This is a genomic window from Streptosporangium sp. NPDC050284, from assembly GCF_044459525.1.
Taxonomy (GTDB): domain Bacteria; phylum Actinomycetota; class Actinomycetes; order Streptosporangiales; family Streptosporangiaceae; genus Streptosporangium.
On sequence record NZ_JBITIZ010000006.1, the window covers coordinates 307,841 to 323,845 of the forward strand.

18 protein-coding genes are annotated in these 16,005 nt (G+C 69.2%); 14 read left to right on the top strand and 4 right to left on the bottom strand.

Translation table 11 applies throughout. The features are described 5' to 3' along the window. Window positions 1–5: 5 nt before the first annotated feature. From ACIBH4_RS16940 to der, 9 genes are all read left to right on the top strand, one after another. On the top strand, window positions 6–932 hold the full coding sequence (locus ACIBH4_RS16940; protein ID WP_362507257.1) for a tyrosine recombinase: 927 nt from the start codon (window positions 6–8) through the stop codon (window positions 930–932). 99 nt (window positions 933–1,031) lie between these two features. After that, complete coding sequence (locus ACIBH4_RS16945; protein ID WP_350948232.1) at window positions 1,032–1,979, top strand: ParA family protein; 948 nt, start codon at window positions 1,032–1,034, stop codon at window positions 1,977–1,979. A gap of 30 nt (window positions 1,980–2,009) precedes the next feature. Continuing rightward, the gene (locus ACIBH4_RS16950; protein ID WP_362506622.1) at window positions 2,010–2,843 is read left to right on the top strand and encodes a segregation/condensation protein A; all 834 of its coding nucleotides are present in this window, start codon (window positions 2,010–2,012) and stop codon (window positions 2,841–2,843) included. Next, the gene (gene scpB, locus ACIBH4_RS16955; protein ID WP_362766618.1) at window positions 2,836–3,519 is read left to right on the top strand and encodes an SMC-Scp complex subunit ScpB; all 684 of its coding nucleotides are present in this window, start codon (window positions 2,836–2,838) and stop codon (window positions 3,517–3,519) included. The genes ACIBH4_RS16950 and scpB overlap by 8 nt, the downstream gene beginning before the upstream one ends. Next, on the top strand, window positions 3,516–5,435 hold the full coding sequence (locus tag ACIBH4_RS16960; RefSeq protein ID WP_362506617.1) for a pseudouridine synthase: 1,920 nt from the start codon (window positions 3,516–3,518) through the stop codon (window positions 5,433–5,435). Before scpB ends, ACIBH4_RS16960 begins: the two co-directional genes overlap by 4 nt. 75 nt (window positions 5,436–5,510) lie before the next feature. After that, on the top strand, window positions 5,511–5,870 hold the full coding sequence (aroH, locus tag ACIBH4_RS16965; protein ID WP_350948236.1) for a chorismate mutase: 360 nt from the start codon (window positions 5,511–5,513) through the stop codon (window positions 5,868–5,870). Between the two features lie 34 nt (window positions 5,871–5,904). After that, window positions 5,905–6,987 carry a prephenate dehydrogenase gene (locus ACIBH4_RS16970; RefSeq protein WP_362506613.1) on the top strand — a complete coding sequence of 361 codons (1,083 nt, stop codon included), beginning with the start codon at window positions 5,905–5,907 and terminating at the stop codon, window positions 6,985–6,987. A gap of 262 nt (window positions 6,988–7,249) precedes the next feature. After that, window positions 7,250–7,906 (top strand): (d)CMP kinase, encoded by a 657-nt coding sequence (gene cmk / locus ACIBH4_RS16975; protein WP_362506610.1) that lies wholly within the window; start codon window positions 7,250–7,252, stop codon window positions 7,904–7,906. Beyond that, window positions 7,903–9,327: a ribosome biogenesis GTPase Der gene (gene der, locus ACIBH4_RS16980; protein WP_362506607.1), complete on the top strand. Its 1,425-nt coding sequence runs from the start codon at window positions 7,903–7,905 to the stop codon at window positions 9,325–9,327. The genes cmk and der overlap by 4 nt, the downstream gene beginning before the upstream one ends. Window positions 9,328–9,382: 55 nt before the next feature. Here der and ACIBH4_RS16985 read toward each other — a convergent pair whose 3' ends face one another. Together ACIBH4_RS16985 and ACIBH4_RS16990 are read right to left on the bottom strand one after the other, a co-directional pair. Next, complete coding sequence (locus ACIBH4_RS16985) at window positions 9,383–9,793, bottom strand: DUF397 domain-containing protein (RefSeq protein ID WP_362506605.1); 411 nt, start codon at window positions 9,791–9,793, stop codon at window positions 9,383–9,385. A 33-nt stretch (window positions 9,794–9,826) separates the two neighbouring features. Further along, on the bottom strand, window positions 9,827–10,783 hold the full coding sequence (locus ACIBH4_RS16990) for a helix-turn-helix transcriptional regulator (RefSeq protein ID WP_362506602.1): 957 nt from the start codon (window positions 10,781–10,783) through the stop codon (window positions 9,827–9,829). Window positions 10,784–11,004: 221 nt separating this feature from the next. On the opposite strand from ACIBH4_RS16990, the gene ACIBH4_RS16995 reads away from it, so the two are divergent. Beyond that, window positions 11,005–11,532: an ATP-binding protein gene (locus ACIBH4_RS16995; RefSeq protein ID WP_399172322.1), complete on the top strand. Its 528-nt coding sequence runs from the start codon at window positions 11,005–11,007 to the stop codon at window positions 11,530–11,532. A gap of 76 nt (window positions 11,533–11,608) precedes the next feature. Here the strand turns inward: ACIBH4_RS16995 and ACIBH4_RS17000 are convergent, their stop codons facing one another. Both ACIBH4_RS17000 and ACIBH4_RS17005 read right to left on the bottom strand, forming a co-directional pair. Beyond that, window positions 11,609–12,313, bottom strand: coding sequence for a response regulator transcription factor (locus ACIBH4_RS17000; RefSeq protein WP_362506596.1), 705 nt, complete (start codon window positions 12,311–12,313; stop codon window positions 11,609–11,611). After that, window positions 12,310–13,314, bottom strand: coding sequence for a histidine kinase (locus tag ACIBH4_RS17005; protein ID WP_362506593.1), 1,005 nt, complete (start codon window positions 13,312–13,314; stop codon window positions 12,310–12,312). Before ACIBH4_RS17005 ends, ACIBH4_RS17000 begins: the two co-directional genes overlap by 4 nt. A 172-nt stretch (window positions 13,315–13,486) precedes the next feature. On the opposite strand from ACIBH4_RS17005, the gene ACIBH4_RS17010 reads away from it, so the two are divergent. The 4 genes from ACIBH4_RS17010 to ACIBH4_RS17025 are packed head-to-tail and all read left to right on the top strand — an operon-like array spanning window position 13,487 to window position 15,957. Beyond that, window positions 13,487–13,831, top strand: a complete 345-nt coding sequence (locus tag ACIBH4_RS17010; RefSeq protein ID WP_362506590.1) for a hypothetical protein — start codon at window positions 13,487–13,489, stop codon at window positions 13,829–13,831. 34 nt (window positions 13,832–13,865) lie between these two features. Further along, window positions 13,866–14,168, top strand: coding sequence for a hypothetical protein (locus ACIBH4_RS17015; protein WP_362506587.1), 303 nt, complete (start codon window positions 13,866–13,868; stop codon window positions 14,166–14,168). A 44-nt stretch (window positions 14,169–14,212) separates the two neighbouring features. Continuing rightward, complete coding sequence (locus tag ACIBH4_RS17020; RefSeq protein WP_362506584.1) at window positions 14,213–14,674, top strand: CBS domain-containing protein; 462 nt, start codon at window positions 14,213–14,215, stop codon at window positions 14,672–14,674. After that, a complete protein-coding gene (locus ACIBH4_RS17025) occupies window positions 14,671–15,957 on the top strand; it encodes an ArsB/NhaD family transporter (RefSeq protein ID WP_362506581.1) in 1,287 nt (428 codons plus the stop codon). The genes ACIBH4_RS17020 and ACIBH4_RS17025 overlap by 4 nt, the downstream gene beginning before the upstream one ends. The last annotated feature ends 48 nt before the right edge of the window (window positions 15,958–16,005 follow it).

Here is a 16,005-nt window from a genome sequence, read left to right on the forward strand (position 1 = left end):
ACACCCTGAGCGAGACGGAGGCCGTCCTCTCCAGTTACCTCGCCCACCTGGCCGTGGAGCGGGGCCTGGCCGCCAACACCCTGGCCTCCTACCGCCGTGACCTCCTGCGATATGTGGAACATCTCAAGCGGCGCGGCCACGTCACCTTCGGCCAGATCGCCGAGGGTGACGTCGCCGCCTTCGTGGCGGCGCTCAGGGAAGGCGACGGCGAGCACCAGGCCCTCGTCGCCGCCTCGGCGGCGCGGGCCGTCTCCGCGGTGCGCGGCCTGCACCGCTTCGCGCTGAGCCAGGGCGTCTGCCGGCACGACCCGGCCCACGAGGTGCGCTCGCCACGCCAGCTCAGGCGGCTTCCCAAGGCGATCAGCGTCCGCGACGTCGAGCGCCTGATCGCCGCCTCGGGACCGGACGGAGCCCCGCTCACACTGCGTAACCGGGCACTGCTCGAACTGCTGTACGGCACCGGCGCGCGCATCTCCGAGGCCGTGGGGCTCGCCGTCGACGACGTCGAGCTGGGTGCCGAGGCCCGGCGGGTGTGCCTGCGCGGCAAGGGCGGACGCACCCGCCTGGTGCCGCTGGGAGGCTTCGCGGAGGAGGCGCTGCGCGCCTACCTCACCCGCGCGCGGCCCCGTATCGCCTCACACGGCCGGGGTACCTCGGGGCTCTTCCTCAACGCCAGAGGCGGACGGCTCACCCGCCAGGGCGCCTGGGAGGTCCTTCAGGGCGCCGCCGAGCGTGGCGGGCTCGAAGGAGTGTCGCCACATATGTTGCGACATTCGTTCGCAACTCACCTCCTTGACGGGGGTGTGGACGTTAGGGTGGTTCAGGAACTACTCGGCCACGCCTCGGTGACCACCACCCAGGTGTACACACAGGTCACGGTCGACAAGCTCCGCGAGGTCTATGCCGGGGCGCATTCGCGCACGCGGGATTGACCTTGCTTATGTCCGGGCGTGCCGCCTTGCCGCATACGTGTTGACGCCATAGTGTCCGTCCGGACGGTCCGGTTAGAGGCCGTCAGGGAGGTTCGACTGGTGACTGTGACCGCCGACGGTTCTATCCGGGGAGCGACCCCGGCAAACCCCGAGAATCCCTGGGGCGACACCAAGACCGCCGGGACCCCTCGCAGCGGGGGAGTCCTCGGCCCGACCGGACGTCCCCGCCCGGTCTTCCCCGATCCGCCCCCGCGCACGGTGCACGGGCCGGCGAGGGTCGTCGCCATGGTCAACCAGAAGGGCGGCGTCGGCAAGACGACCACCACCATCAACCTGGGCGCCGCGCTGGCGGAGGCCGGGCTCAAGGTCCTGCTGGTCGACTTCGACCCGCAGGGCGCCCTCTCTGTCGGCCTCGGGATCAACCCCCTTCAGCTCGACCTGACGGTCTACAACCTCCTCATGGAGCGGCAGATCACCGCCAGGGACGTGCTGCTGGAGACCGGCGTCGAGGGCATGGACCTGCTGCCCAGCAACATCGACCTGTCGGCCGCCGAGGTCCAGCTCGTCACGGAGGTCGCCCGTGAGCAGGTGCTCGGCCGGGTGATCAAACCCCTCCTGCCCGAGTACGACGTGTGCCTGATCGACTGCCAGCCCTCGCTGGGACTGCTCACGATCAACGCGCTCGCCTGCGCGCACGGCGTCATGGTGCCGCTGGAGTGCGAGTTCTTCGCGTTGCGCGGTGTCGCGCTGCTCATGGACACCATCATCAAGGTCCAGGAGCGCATCAACGACGAGCTGGTCATCGAGGGCCTGCTCGCCACCATGTACGACGCGCGCACCCTGCACGGCCGCGAGGTGCTGGCCCGGGTCGTCGAGGCGTTCGACGACAAGGTCTACCACACGGTGATCAACCGGACGGTTCGCTTCCCCGACGCCACCGTGGCCGGTGAGCCCATCACCAGTTTCGACTCCTCCTCGCTCGGCGCCAGCGCGTACCGCGAGCTCGCGAGGGAAGTCCTGGCCAGGTGGGCCGCGCTGGAGCAGTGATCTCGCCTCCGGGTGCGGGACAATGCAGGGATGACCGAGCCGCCGAAGACCGACGATGGCACCTTCAAGGTGCATCTGGAGGTCTTCGAGGGCCCCTTCGACCTCCTGCTCGGCCTGATCTCCAAGCACAAGCTGGACATCACCGAGGTCTCGCTCAGCCAGGTCACCGACGAGTTCATCTCCTACATCCGGGCGAGGGGTCCGGAGTGGGATCTGGACCAGACGAGTCACTTCCTGCTCGTCGCGGCGACCCTGCTCGATCTCAAGGCCGCGAGGCTGCTGCCCTCGGGTGAGGTCGACGACGAGGAGGACCTCGCCCTCCTGGAGGCCCGTGACCTGCTGTTCGCCCGCCTTCTGCAGTACCGGGCCTACAAGGAGGTCGTGAAGGTCTTCTCGGGCCGGATGGCCGAGGAGGCGCTGCGCTTCCCCCGTACGGTGCCGATGGAGGCCGAGTTCGCGAGCCTGCTGCCGGAGTTGATCCTCGGCATCGGCCCCGACCGCCTCGCGGAGATCGCCCAGCGGGCCTTCACCCCCAAGGCGCCCCCGTCGGTCTCGGTGGCCCACATCTACCAACCGCTCGCCAATGTCCGCGAGCAGGCGGTTATCCTTGTCGAGCGGCTGCGGCGGTTGCGCCGGGCGACTTTCCGGGCCCTCACCTCCGACTGCGCCGGCACCTTCGAGGTCGTCGCGCGTTTCCTGGCCGTCCTGGAGCTCTACCGGGAGGCCGCCGTCTCCTTCGAGCAGGTGGAGCCTCTCGGGGAGTTGCACGTGACCTGGACCGGCAGTGACGACGGCGACGTCGCCGTGGCCGACGACTACGACGAGACCCTGAACAGCCCGAAGGAAGAGCCCGCCGATGACTGACCTGGCACCCGAGGCCGGTCCGCGTGCCGAGGCCGGACCGTACGCCGACCCCGAAGCGCGAGCCGAGCCCGGTTCACGCACTGAGGCCGGACCGTTCGGCGAGCCCGGTTCGCGTGCCGAGGTCGGCCCGAGTGCCGAGCCGGACCTGCGCGCCGGGCTGGAGGCCATCCTGCTGGTGGTCGACGAGCCCGTCGCGGAGGTGACTCTCGCCCAGGTTCTGGAGCGGCCCGTCCACGAGATCAGCCGGGCGATTCGTGAGCTTTCGGCGGAATATACCGCTTCCGGGCGGGGTTTTGACCTGAGAGAGGTCGCGGGCGGCTGGCGGTTCTACACGCGGGCCGAGTGCGCACCGCTCGTGGAGCGGTTCGTCCGCGACGGCCAGCAGACGCGCCTCACCCAGGCCGCTCTGGAGACCCTGGCCGTGGTCGCCTACCGGCAGCCGGTGAGCCGGGCCCGGGTGGCGGCCATCCGCGGTGTCAACAGCGACGGCGTCATACGCACGCTGATGACGAGAGGGCTGGTCGAGGAGGCCGGCACCGAACCGGAGAGCCAAGCCATGCTCTACCGGACAAGTTCGTATTTTCTCGAGCGGATGGGCCTGCGGGAGCTCGGCGAGCTTCCCGAGCTGGCGCCCTTCCTGCCCGACGACATGGAATCCCTAGAGGAGCAGAAGTGAACAGCAGGCGCAGTACCCCGTCCGGTGATGGACGCGGTCAAGGCCGTGGCGGAGCCCCGCGCGGTGGCAATCCCCGTGGAGGCTCACAGTCCGGTGGATTCCGGGGCGGGTCCTCCCGAGGCGGATCCTCCTCCGGCTCCTCCCGAGGCGGCCCCTCCTCCTCCCGTGGAGGCTCCCAGGGCGGTTACCGTTCCGACGGTCCGCGCCGCGATGATCGCGGTGGTTTCCGCGCCGACCGTGACGGTTCGCGGAGCCGGTATGACAAGCCCTCTGGCGGCTCCCAGGGCGGTTACCGCTCCGACGGCCCGCGCCGTGACGATCGCGGTGGCTCGCCCTCGGGTGGTTACCGTTCCGATGGTCCGCGTCGTGACGATCGTGGTGGTTCGTCCTCCGGTGGTTCGCAGGGCGGTTACCGTTCCGACGCTCCGCGTCGCGATGACCGTGGTGGCTCGTCCTCCGGTGGTTACCGTTCGGACGGTCCGCGTCGTGACGACCGCGGTGGTTTCCGCGCGGAGCGTGACGGTTCGCGGAGCCGGTACGAGCGGCCCTCGGGCGGCTCCCAGGGTGGTTACCGCTCTGACGGTCCCCGCCGCGACGACCGCGGCGGTTCGCAGGGTGGTTACCGCTCCGATGGTCCGCGTCGTGACGATCGCGGTGGTTTCCGCGCGGAGCGTGACGGTTCGCGGAGCCGGTACGAGCGGCCCTCGGGCGGCTCCCAGGGTGGTTACCGTTCCGACGCTCCGCGCCGTGACGACCGTGACGGCTACCGTTCCGACGCTCCGCGCCGCGATGAGCGTGGGGGTTCGTCCTCCGGTGGTTCGCAGGGCGGTTACCGTTCGGACGGTCCGCGTCGTGACGACCGCGGTGGTTTCCGCGCGGAGCGCGACGGCTCGCGTGGCAGGCCGGGCTCCGACCGTGGTCGCGGTGACGCGCCCGCCGGTGGTTCCCGTGGCCGCTTCGGCAGAACCGGACGCCGGGACGACGTCCAGACCATCGGCGGCAACCGCGCTGAGGCGTACGGCGAGCGCCGCGCACCCTCGGATCGGGCCGCCAACCGTGCCCCCCAGGCGAAGGCGCCGCTCAGGCCCGGGACGATCGCGAACGACCGGTTCAAGACCGCCCGCCAGCCCAAGCGCGACTCCGACTTCTACGACCGCGACTACACCGACGAGCGCGACACCACCGAGGTCCCCGACGGCATCCGGCTGCAGAAGGTCCTCGCCCAGGCGGGTGTCGCCAGCCGCCGGGCCTGCGAGGACATGATCGGCGAGGGCCGGGTGACGGTCGACGGTCAGGTGGTCCGCCGCTTCGGCGCCCGGGTCGACCCCACCAAGCAGGTCATCCACGTCGACGGCAAGCGCCTGCCGACCATGCCCGACCTGGTCTACCTCGCGATCAACAAGCCGATCGGCGTCGTCAGCACCATGTCCGACCCGGACGGCCGTCCCTCGCTGGCCGACTTCGTGGCCGACCGCACCGAGCGGTTGTTCCACGTGGGCCGCCTCGACACCGAGACCGAGGGCCTCATCCTGCTCACCAACGACGGAGAGCTGGCCAACAGGCTCACCCATCCGAGCTACGGGGTCCAGAAGAAGTACTGGGCGAAGGTTCCCGGCCGGATCGAGCGCGACCTCGGCCGCCGCCTGAAGAAGGGCATTGAGCTGGAGGACGGCCTGGCCAAGGCCGACTCCTTCGCCCTGGTCCAGGAGCACGGCCAGCAGGCCCTGGTCGAGATCGTGCTGCACGAGGGTCGCAAGCACATCGTCCGCCGCATGCTGGAGGAGGTTGGGCACCCGGTCATCGACCTGGCGCGCATCGAGTTCGGCCCGGTCAAGCTCGGCCGCCTCAAGCCGGGTACCGTCCGGGCACTCACCCTCACGGAAGTCGGGGAGCTCTACGCCGCCGTCGGGTTGTAGCCTTCCTGAAACGTGTGTTGAGACGCGCCGGATCACCCTGAGGGTGATCCGGCGCGGTGAAGTGGAGGTGCGGCGATGATGCGGGCGATCCGAGGAGCGATCCAGGTCGGTGCCAACGACCGGGATGAGATCCTCTCCGGCGTCACCGAGTTGGTGACGGAGGTGATGGGGCGCAACAGGCTCACCACCGATGACGTGATCAGCGTGATCTTCACGGCCACGCCCGATCTCACCGCGGAGTTTCCCGCTCTGGCCGCCCGCAAGCTCGGCTTTCACGACGTTCCGCTGATCTGCGCCTCCGAGATCGACGTTCCCGGCGCGCTGCCCCGCGTGGTGCGGCTGATGGCACACGTCGACGTCGATCGGCCCCGCCAGGACATCCAGCACGTCTACCTTCGTGGCGCGGTCGCCCTTCGCGTGGACATCGCCCAGTGAGTTCCACGTGCGTCACCATTTCGGAGGAACGCGCGTGAGCGGCCTTGAAAGCGTCCTGGTCGTCGGTACGGGCCTGATCGGCACCTCGATCGCCCTCGCCCTGCGCGAGCAGGGCGTGGCCGTCCACCTGGCCGATCGCGACGCGGGATCCCTGCGGCTGGCGCGGGAGCTGGGCGCCGGTGTCGAGTGGGCCGAGGGTGTGACCGTGGACATCGCGATCATCGCGATCCCGCCGCAGGCGGTCGCGGGGCAGCTCGCCGCCCTGCAGGGCGCCGGAGCGGCCCGTTTCTACACCGACGTGGCGAGCGTCAAGGCGCTCCCGATCAGGGAGGCCGCGAGCCTCGGCTGCGACCTGACGACCTATGTCGCCGGGCACCCGCTCGCCGGACGTGAGCGCTCGGGCCCCGCCGCGGCGCGGGCGGACCTGTTCCTCGGGCGCCCGTGGGCGCTGTGCCCGACCGAGGAGACCTCACCGGACGCCGTGGAGGCCCTGCACGGGCTCGTCAAACTCTGCGGGGGCGAGGCGGTCAGGATCGCCGCCGAGGAGCACGACAGGGCCGTCGCGGTCGTCTCGCACGCCCCCCACGTGGCCGCCTCTGCGGTGGCCGCCCGCCTCGCGGAGGCGCCGGTCACCGCGCTCGGCCTGGCCGGCCCCGGGGTGCGCGACGTCACCCGCGTCGCGGCGAGCGACCCGAGGCTCTGGACCGGGATCCTGTCGGGTAACGCGCTGCCGGTGGCCGAGGTGCTGGAGGCGGTGGCGGCCGACCTGGCCGCCGCGGCGGCCTCTCTGCGCGCCGCAGCGGCCTCCGTCGATTCCGGCGCCATGACCCGGGTCACCGATCTGCTGCACCGGGGCGTCGCGGGTACGGGCAGGATTCCCGGCAAGCACGGCGGTCCCGCGCGCACCTACGCGGTCGTCCAGGTCATCATCGGCGACCGTCCCGGCGAGCTCGCCAGGCTGTTCCAGGTGGCCAAGGAGGCGGGCGTCAACATCGAGGACGTCAGGCTTGAGCACGCCCCCGGCCTGCCGCTGGGCGCCGCCGATCTGTGGGTGCAACCGGAGGCGGTGACGGCGCTGGCCGAGGCCCTGCGCGCGAACGGCTGGCACCTGCCGTGATCCTCGCCCCTGTGTGATCACGCGGTGTTCGCACGATGATCCGTCAAGGGTTCGGCGGAGCCCGCCGCCGAACCCCGGGGTGATCTCTCGCGAGGCCCGCTCATGTCCGGGTGAGCCTCGCGCATGCCGCGTCATGAGCGAGCCTGTCCTGTAAGGCCCGCTCATCTCCGGAGCGGGCGCCCCTGTTCGATGCGTGGTTCCTTCCCGCATCCCGGTAGCCTCGTACGGACAATTGAAGCGGGCTGTAAGGGAGAGGCGCGTCGTGACCGGACTGGTCGTCGCCATGGATGGTCCTTCGGGATCGGGCAAGTCGAGCGCGTCGCGAGGAGTGGCGCGAGCCCTGGGGCTGCGTTATCTCGATACCGGCGCGATGTACAGGGCGATCACCTGGTGGATGCTTCAGCGGGGCGTCGACCTCGCCGATCCCGAGGCGATCGCCGCCAGGGCGCTCGACCCGGTTCTCACGCTGGGCACCGACCCGGACGCGCCGGTGATCGCGGTCGACGGTGTCGACGCCCTCGCGCCGATCCGCACCGCGGAGGTGACCGCGGCCGTCTCGGCGGTGAGCGCGGTGCCCGAGGTGCGGCGCCGTCTGGTGGCCGAGCAGCGTGAGATCATCGGTGCGGGCGGCATTGTCGTCGAGGGCCGTGACATCGGCACGGTGGTGGTGCCCGACGCCGCGGTCAAGATCTACCTGACCGCGAGCGCGGAGGCCAGGGCCCTGCGCCGTACGGCGGAGCTGAGCGGCACCACGGTGGACGCCCAGCGGGCCGCGATGGCCCGCCGCGACACCCTCGACTCGACCAGGAAGGCAGACCCGCTGGCGAAGGCGGCCGACGCCGTCGAGCTCGACACCACGGCGCTGAACCTCGAAGAGGTCATCGCCGAAATACTGCGTGTAATTAAGGAAAAAGAGTGACCGGGGAATACGACGACGACAACGGCTGGATCGACGCGGAGCTCGCCGATTCAGGGACCGATGACAGCTCGCAGCGGGAGGCGGGGCCCGACACCTCCCCGCAGCCGGTCGTGGCCGTGGTGGGCCGCCCCAACGTGGGCAAGTCCACCCTGGTCAACCGGATCATCGGCCGCCGGGAGGCGGTCGTGGAGGACGTGCCGGGGGTGACCCGCGACCGGGTCACCTACGACGCCACCTGGCGGGGGCGCCGGTTCACGGTGGTCGACACCGGAGGCTGGGACCCCGACGCGACCGGCATGGCGCTGAAGATCGCGGAGCAGGCCCAGATCGCGGCCGAGCTGGCCGACGTGATCCTGTTCGTGGTCGACGCCGTCGTGGGCGTGACCGACGCGGACGAGATCGTCGGCCACGTACTGCGCGGATCTGGCAAGCCGGTCATCCTCGCCGCCAACAAGGTCGACAACCAGCAGATGGAGCTGGAGGCCGCAGGGCTGTGGTCCCTCGGCCTGGGCGAGCCGCAGCCGGTCTCCGCCCTGCACGGCCGCTCCAGCGGCGACCTGCTGGACGTGATCCTCGAAAAGCTGCCCGAGACGCCCGAGCAGCGCTTCGGCCCCGAGCGCGGTCCGCGCAGGGTCGCCCTGGTCGGCAAGCCCAACGTGGGCAAGTCTTCGCTGCTGAACAAGCTGGCGGGCGCCGAGCGGGTGCTCGTCGACCCGATGGCGGGCACCACCCGCGACCCGGTGGACGAGCTGATCGAGCTCGGCGGCAAGACCTGGCGCTTCGTCGACACCGCCGGAATCAGGCGGCGCGACCGTGAGCTCAAGGGCGCCGACTTCTACGCGAGCATGCGCACCCGGGGGGCCCTGGAGCGCTCGGAGATCGCGGTCGTGCTCATCGACGCGAGCGAGGTGCTGACCGAGCAGGACCTGCGGATCATCTCCCTGGTGATCGAGTCCGGCCGGTGCATGGTCGTGGCGTTCAACAAGTGGGACCTGCTGGACGAGGACCGCCGCTACTACCTGGAGAAGGAGATCGACCGCCAGCTCGTCCGCGTGCCGTGGGCGCTGCGGATCAACATCTCCGCGAAGAACGGCTGGCACGTCGACCGGATCGTCCCCGCGATCGAGAAGGCGCTCGACTCCTGGTCGACCCGGGTGCCCACCGCCAGGCTCAACGCCTTCCTGACCGACCTGGTCGCGGCGACCCCGCCCCCGGTCCGCAGCGGCAAGCAGCCCAAGATCCTCTTCGCCACGCAGGCGTCGACGGAGCCGCCGAAGTTCGTGCTGTTCACCTCGGGCTTCCTGGAGGAGACCTACCGCCGCTTCATCGAGCGCCGGATCCGCGAGGAGTTCGGCTTCGCCGGGTCGCCCATCGAGGTCACCATGAAGATCCGCGAGAAGCGCCAGGGGCAGAAGAAGTAAGCACCTCACCGCGAACGGCCCGGCCCGCGCCGGGCCGTTCGTCGTTTCCCGAAGGTCAGGCGCCGATCGGGGTGCCGAGGAGCCAGGGGAGGGTGAACTCGTCGTCGTGGGTCACCCCGTCGAGGAACGTGTGCCATTCGCCGAGTGTGTAGGTGACGGTGATTGTGGGCGGGGTGTCGCTGTCCTGGATGGTGACGCGGTCGCCGTCGAGGCCGATGAGGAGGTGACCCGCGACGAGGGTGGGGGAGGCCGGTTTTCTGAGGGTGAGGTTGCCCGCTCGGACCTGGTCGAGGAGGGTAAGCCAGGTTTTCGGTGTGACGGCGAGGACGGGACCGTGGGGGGAGGGGTTGTTGGAGTTGTGCAGCCAGACGACGGTGCCGTCGAAGCGTGCTTCGACGCAGTTGCTCTGAGCGCCGCTGCGAGCGCTTTTACGCCAAACTCCGCAGGAATGCTGATCGCCAACCATCGTTGAACGTCCTCCCTGGATAAATCGCGACAATTAGAGCGTAACGGCTATCTCCTGCAGGAAAGAGACTGATTTATCAGGGCTCAGGGCAAGATCGCAGAGGTGATCGAAAGCTCGGAGATACTGTTCGACGCTGTGTTCGTCTTCGATGTAGGCGTCGGTGTTCATCGTCTCGACATGCGCGACGTCCAGGCTGGGAAGACGCAGGATGGTGAAGGCTCCTGACATTCCAGGATGAGGTTGGCTGGTGAACGGCAGAATCTGCAGGGTGACGTTGGGCCATGCCGCGCACTCGCGTAGATACTCGATCTGATCACGAAAGATCTCCGGGCCGCCAATGGGATGACGGAGGGCGGCCTCGCTGATCACGGCGCGTAGGATGACCGGTTCCTGCCGCCTGAGGATGGTCTTGCGTGCCGCCCGGACGGCGACGAACTCCCCAAGCTCGGTGGCGCTGCTCAGGCCTTGCATGGCGGACACGAACGTTCGGGCATACGCCTCTGTCTGCAGCAGCCCCGGCATCAGGTATGCCTCGTAGGTTTGGATCTCGGTCGCCGTCGATTCGAGCCGTATCAGGTCTACGTACGAAGGCGCCAACGCGTCGCCGTGCTCGACCCACCAGCCGCGTCGTTCCTGTTGTATCTCAGCCGCGACGACCATGAGCTTGTCCCGGACGGCTGGGTCGGTGACTCCGTAGGCATCCAGGATCGGAGGCACGTCGCGCGGAGGGATGCCGACCATGCCGTTCTCGATGCGGCTGAGCGAGGCCGTGGAACGTTTGCATTTGTCCGCTGCTATGGCAAGTGAAGGGATTCCCGCCGCCGCGCGAAGTTCTGCCAGTTTCGCGCCGAGCCAGCGCTGTCGAAGCGACGGTATGTCGGTGTTCATTTTCCCTCCCGCAGTAATGATCTCGATCAGGATGGGCCGAGAAAGAAACTCGGCGTAACTATTTCGCTCAACCAGCTTGCGCTCCGGAACCGCGAAGCTCACTGTAGACCCCAGCGATAGGTCACCGAAGGCGATCGATCAAAAGCGTTCAGTAATCGCGGTTGGGTGAGGTCGAAGCGTCGAGGACGCCGCTCTCGCCGCGAAAGGTGGCGCCCGTGTGAGCTGCCGGATGGCGGCGTATCGCTATGTGGACAAGCCATGTCAGGCGAGATGGAACGTTCCTGGAGCGATCGGTTCTGTGAACGAAGGAAGGGACAGGGATGATGGGGAAGCGTTCGCGTGCTCTGATCGTCGGCGGGATCTCCGGATGGTTCCGGAGCGCCCGGTTCAACGGCGCGGATCGGAGGTTCTCCGGCCTGGACTGGCAGCTGTTCGCGCTGGACGTGCTGTCCGCCTCGCCGAGCTTCTCCCGCCGGTTCGCGGCCACGGCCTCGCAGGTCAGGTCGGCCCGTACCTTCGTCGCCGACCTGCTGGGGGAGGACCATCCGCGCAGGGACGACGCGGTCCTGCTCACCAGCGAGCTCGCCGGGAACGTGATCCGGCACGCGGTCCAGCGGGAGTTCCTCGTCTCGCTGGCGTTCGCGACCGGCGGCGTGCTGGTCGCGGTCCGGGACTGCGGGTCCTCCAGGATCCCGTACCCGAGGGTGGCCGAGGAGGAATCCCCGAGCGGCCGAGGTCTCGCCCTGGTCGACACCCTGGCGGCCCGCTGGGGTTTCCATCGATCACCCGGAAGCACGAGCGTCTGGTTCCAGCTCGCCCCACCCTCGCCTGGCCGAGGCGGAGAGGATTGATCGAAGGCGCGGGGGCACCCTCCCCGCCGCCGAGGTTCGTGCTGTTCGTGTCGATCAGGCCCGCGTGGGTGGCGGGTCAGGGTTCGATCAGGCCGGCGCGGATGGCGTAGCGGGTGAGGTCGAGCCGGTCGCGCATGCCGAGCTTCTGCAGGATGTTGGCGCGATGCCGGTCGACGGTCTTCACGCTGATGAAGAGGGTCTCGGCGACCTGCTTGGCGGAGTTGCCCTCGGCGATCAGCTTGACGATCTCCTCCTCGCGCGGGGTGAGGATGCTGTCGGGCATGCTCTGCCCCATCCTGTCGCGCTGCAGGTAGTGCCTGATCAGGGCGGTGACGGCACCCGGATACAGGAACGGCTCACCGCGCATCGCCGCCCTGCACGCCTCCAGCAGGTCGCGGTCGGCCACCGACTTCAGCACGTAGCCCGAGGCTCCCGCCTTGAGCGCCTCGAAGAAGTACTGCTCGTTGTCGTACATCGACAGGATCAGCAGCCGGATGCCGGGCGCGCGCCGTGAGATCTCGCGGGCCGCCTGCAGGCCGGTCATGCGAGGCATCGCGATGTCGAGGATGGCGAGGTCGACCCCCTCGGGAGTGGCCGCCTCCACCGCTTCGGCGCCGTTGGCGGCCTCGGCCACCACCCTGAGATCGGGCTCGGCGTCCAGGATCAGCCGCAGTCCGCGGCGGACCAGGGCGTGGTCGTCGGCGAGCAGGATCCTGGTGGGGCTCCCGACGCTCACGGGGGTCCCGGGGGTCCCGGGGGTCCCAGGGGTCACAGTGCTCATGAGGCTCTCCGTTCGGTGTCGGCGACCGGTACGGTGAGGCGGACGTCGGTGCCGCCGTCCTGCGGAGAGGTCACGGTCAGTTGGGCGCCGATGAGCAGGGCGCGCTCCCGCATTCCGCGGATACCCGCCCCATCCTGGCGTACGCCGCCGCGGCCGTCGTCGGTGATGCGCAGTTCCAGGACGCCGGGCCGGACGGTCAGCGACACCTCGACGTTGGATGCCCGGGCGTGCCTGGCCGCGTTGGTCAGGCCCTCCTGGGCGATGCGGTAGAGGACCAGCTCGACGTCCTCGCTCAGCGAGGGTAGGTCGGCTTCGACCCTGCGTGTCACGGGAACGCCGGTGCTCTGGGAGAAATCGCTGCTCAGCGCGCTGAGGGCGCTCTGCAGGCCGAGGTCTTCCAGGACGCCGGGACGCAGGCGGCGGGCGACCTGCCCCACCTCGTCCAGGCTCGCGCGGACGCTCTCCTGCACCGCGTGCAGGTCCTCGCGCAGCTCTTGCGGCGCGCGGTTGGCGGCGTGTTTGAGGCTCAGCAGGACCACGGTCAGGCTCTGGCCGATCTCGTCGTGCAGCTCGCGGGCGATGCGGCGTCGCTCGCCCTCCTGAGCCGCGAGGGCGTGGGCGCTGCTGGCGCTGCGTTCGGCCTCCAGCCGGTCCAGCATCGCGTTGAAGGTGTCGATCAGGTGGGCGAGGTCACGATTGCCGCCGCTGGGCAGCCGATTATGGGGGTGCAGCAGGTCCACACGCTGCATGAGGGCGGTGAGCGCGTCGAGCGGTGCCAGACTGGTGCGCAGGAGCAGGGCGTTCGCCGTCAGGATCACCGCCAGGCCGACCGTCAGCACCGGGATCTCGGTCAGGAGCACCGGGGAGGAGACGGTGGCCGGTGAGAGGGCGAGCACCAGCGTACCGACGGTGAAGACCAGCCCGTTGATCGCGAACAGCCGCCTGAACAGGATGCGCCCCGGACTGCGCGCCCCTGCTTGACGGTGGGTGCGTTCGCTCATCTGACCAGCTTCCTCGTTGTGGCACAGGCTGTCCATCCGGGGTGCCTCCCATACCCGTGTGCCGCCCCTACATGTTTCACCCCTGCTCAGATGGGTGCCGACCCCAATGGCGGCGAAGAGGTGGGACCGATGGGATGAAAGGGCGGCGACCACCAGCAGACGGGAGAGGGCGATGGGTACGAGCGATGTCGGCATTCTCTGGCTGGACGCCGTCACCCGCGACGGTGCCACGATCACGGTGAACGCGGCCGCCCGAGCCTTCATCGCTGACCCCGTGGCGTGCGCCTCCTACCCGGGCTCACCGGACGCCGCCAAACTCGCCGCCGTCGAGGCGGAGGTCCGCGACTACGTCGGGAGACGCGACCTGTCCCGGCTGTCCAAGCGGGTCGACCTCGCCTGCGCGGCCGGCGACGAGGCCCGCCACTGGGGCGTCGAGGTGGCACTGGTGGCGATCACCCGCGTCGAGGTGCGGCGCCGCGAGGACCTGATCCGCTGGGCGGAACGACTCGCGTCGTGACGGCGACCACGAGTGGAAGGAAGTGATCGCCGATATGGACATCACCCGCACGACCGTCCCCGGTACGGGAACCCTGTTCCACTTCGCTACCCGAGACGGTCAGCGACTCGCGGTCATCGTGGAGAGCGACGGACCGCGGCGGCTTCTGGTGTACGGCGCGGGCGACGAGCCGGCGCAGGCCATCGCGCTGGAGCAGGACGAGGCCGACCAGATCGCGCAGGTCCTGCACAGCCGCTCGGTGGACGACAGGCTCGCCGCCCTCGAACGACGGATGGCCGACATCGCCAGGGCCACGCAGGCCACAGGGGTCACAGGGAGTACAGGAGGGGCCTCGTGAGCACACCGCCCGCGGTACGCCACCTCCCCCGACGGGAAGGTGCCATGCAAGCGCGCGACATCGCGGTGACCATTCCGACGGTCACCAAGGGTGACTCCGTCGCGAAGGCGGTCAGGATCATGGTGATCGGCCGCCTGCCGGGGCTCATCATCGTGGACGACCTCTCGCGGCCCAAGGTGGTGCTCCCCGGCACCCAGGTGCTGCGGCTCGCCGTGCCCGGTTCCTACCAGGAGGATCCCGCCCTCGCCAGGACCATCGACGAGGACTACGCGGACCAGTTCTGGCAGGAGCTGGGCAATCGCACGGTCGGCGACTGCCTGCCGCGCGATGCCGCCAGGCCGGTCACCGTCTCCACGACGGCGAACCTGCTCGAGGTGGCCGCGCTGATGGCCAGGACTCGCAGCCCGATCGTGGCCGTGGTCGATCGAGACGCCTCACTGATCGGGGCGATCACGCTGGAGCGGCTCCTCACCAGCCTGGCGGTCTTCGGTCTGGGTGAGTCTTGAGCGCGCTGCTCGCCCTATCGATCTTTCTAGTCGCGTTCTTCTTCATCGCCACCGAGAAGGCCAACAAGGTCAAGGTGGTCCTCATCGCCGCCGGTGTGATGGCGGTCCTAGGGTTGATACCGGGATCGGAGGTTTTCTTCTCCGAGCACGAGGGCATCGACTGGAACGTCATCTTCCTGCTGCTGGGGATGATGATCATCGTAGGGATCATCAAGCAGACGGGAATCTTCGACTACCTGGCGATCTGGGCGGCCAAGCGGTCCAAAGGCGATCCGTACCGGCTCATGGTCATGCTGATGGTGATCACAGCGATCGCCTCGCCCTTCCTCGACAACGTCACCACGATCATGCTGGTGGCGCCGGTCACGGTGGTGGTGTGCGACCGGCTGCGGATCCCGGCGCAGCCCTACCTGATCGCGGAGGTGCTCGCCTCCAACATCGGTGGTGCGGCCACCCTCATCGGGGACCCGCCCAACATCATCATCGGCAGTCGGGCGGGGCTGACGTTCAATGACTTCCTGGTGCACATGGCACCCGTCGTGGTCATCATCTTCGTTGTGTTCGTCCTGCTGACCAAAGTGTTGTTCAGGAGCTCCTTCCAGTACAACCCCGAGCACGTCTCCGCGGTGATGGCCCTGCAGGAGAGGCGGGCGATCACCGACCCACGCCTGCTCGTGCGGTGCCTGGCGGTGCTCGCCGTGGTGGTGGTGGGGTTCGGGATGCACGCGGTGGTGCACATCGAGCCGTCCATCGTCGCCCTCGTCGGAGCGGGGGTGATGCTCCTGCTGTCGCGGCTGTCGGTCTCGGAGGTGCTGGCGGAGGTCGAGTGGCCGACGCTGGTGTTCTTCATGGGACTGTTCGTGATGGTCGCGGGCCTGGTCCAGACCGGTGTGATCGCGACGATCGGGACGTGGGCGATCGACGTGGTCGGCGACGACTACTTCCTCGCGGCGACGTCGCTGCTGTTCGGCTCCAGCGTGCTGGGGGCTTTCTTCGACAACATCCCCTACGTCGCGACGATGGCACCGGTCGTCGAGGGGATGGTGGCGCAGGCCCCCGACCCGGCGACCGGGCAGGCGCTGTGGTGGGCGTTCGCGCTGGGTGCCGACTTCGGCGGCAACGGTACGGCGGTCGCGGCCAGCGCGAACGTGGTCGCGATCGGCATCGCGGCGCGGACGGGACACCCGATCAGCTTCTGGCAGTTCACCAAGTACGGGATCGTGGTGACGGTGCTGAGCACGCTCATGGCGTGGGTGTACGTCTGGCTGCGCTACTTCACCTGACCGCCTCTCGGGGGTTGGTTCCGGTCCGCGTCGAGGGCCGGAACCGGG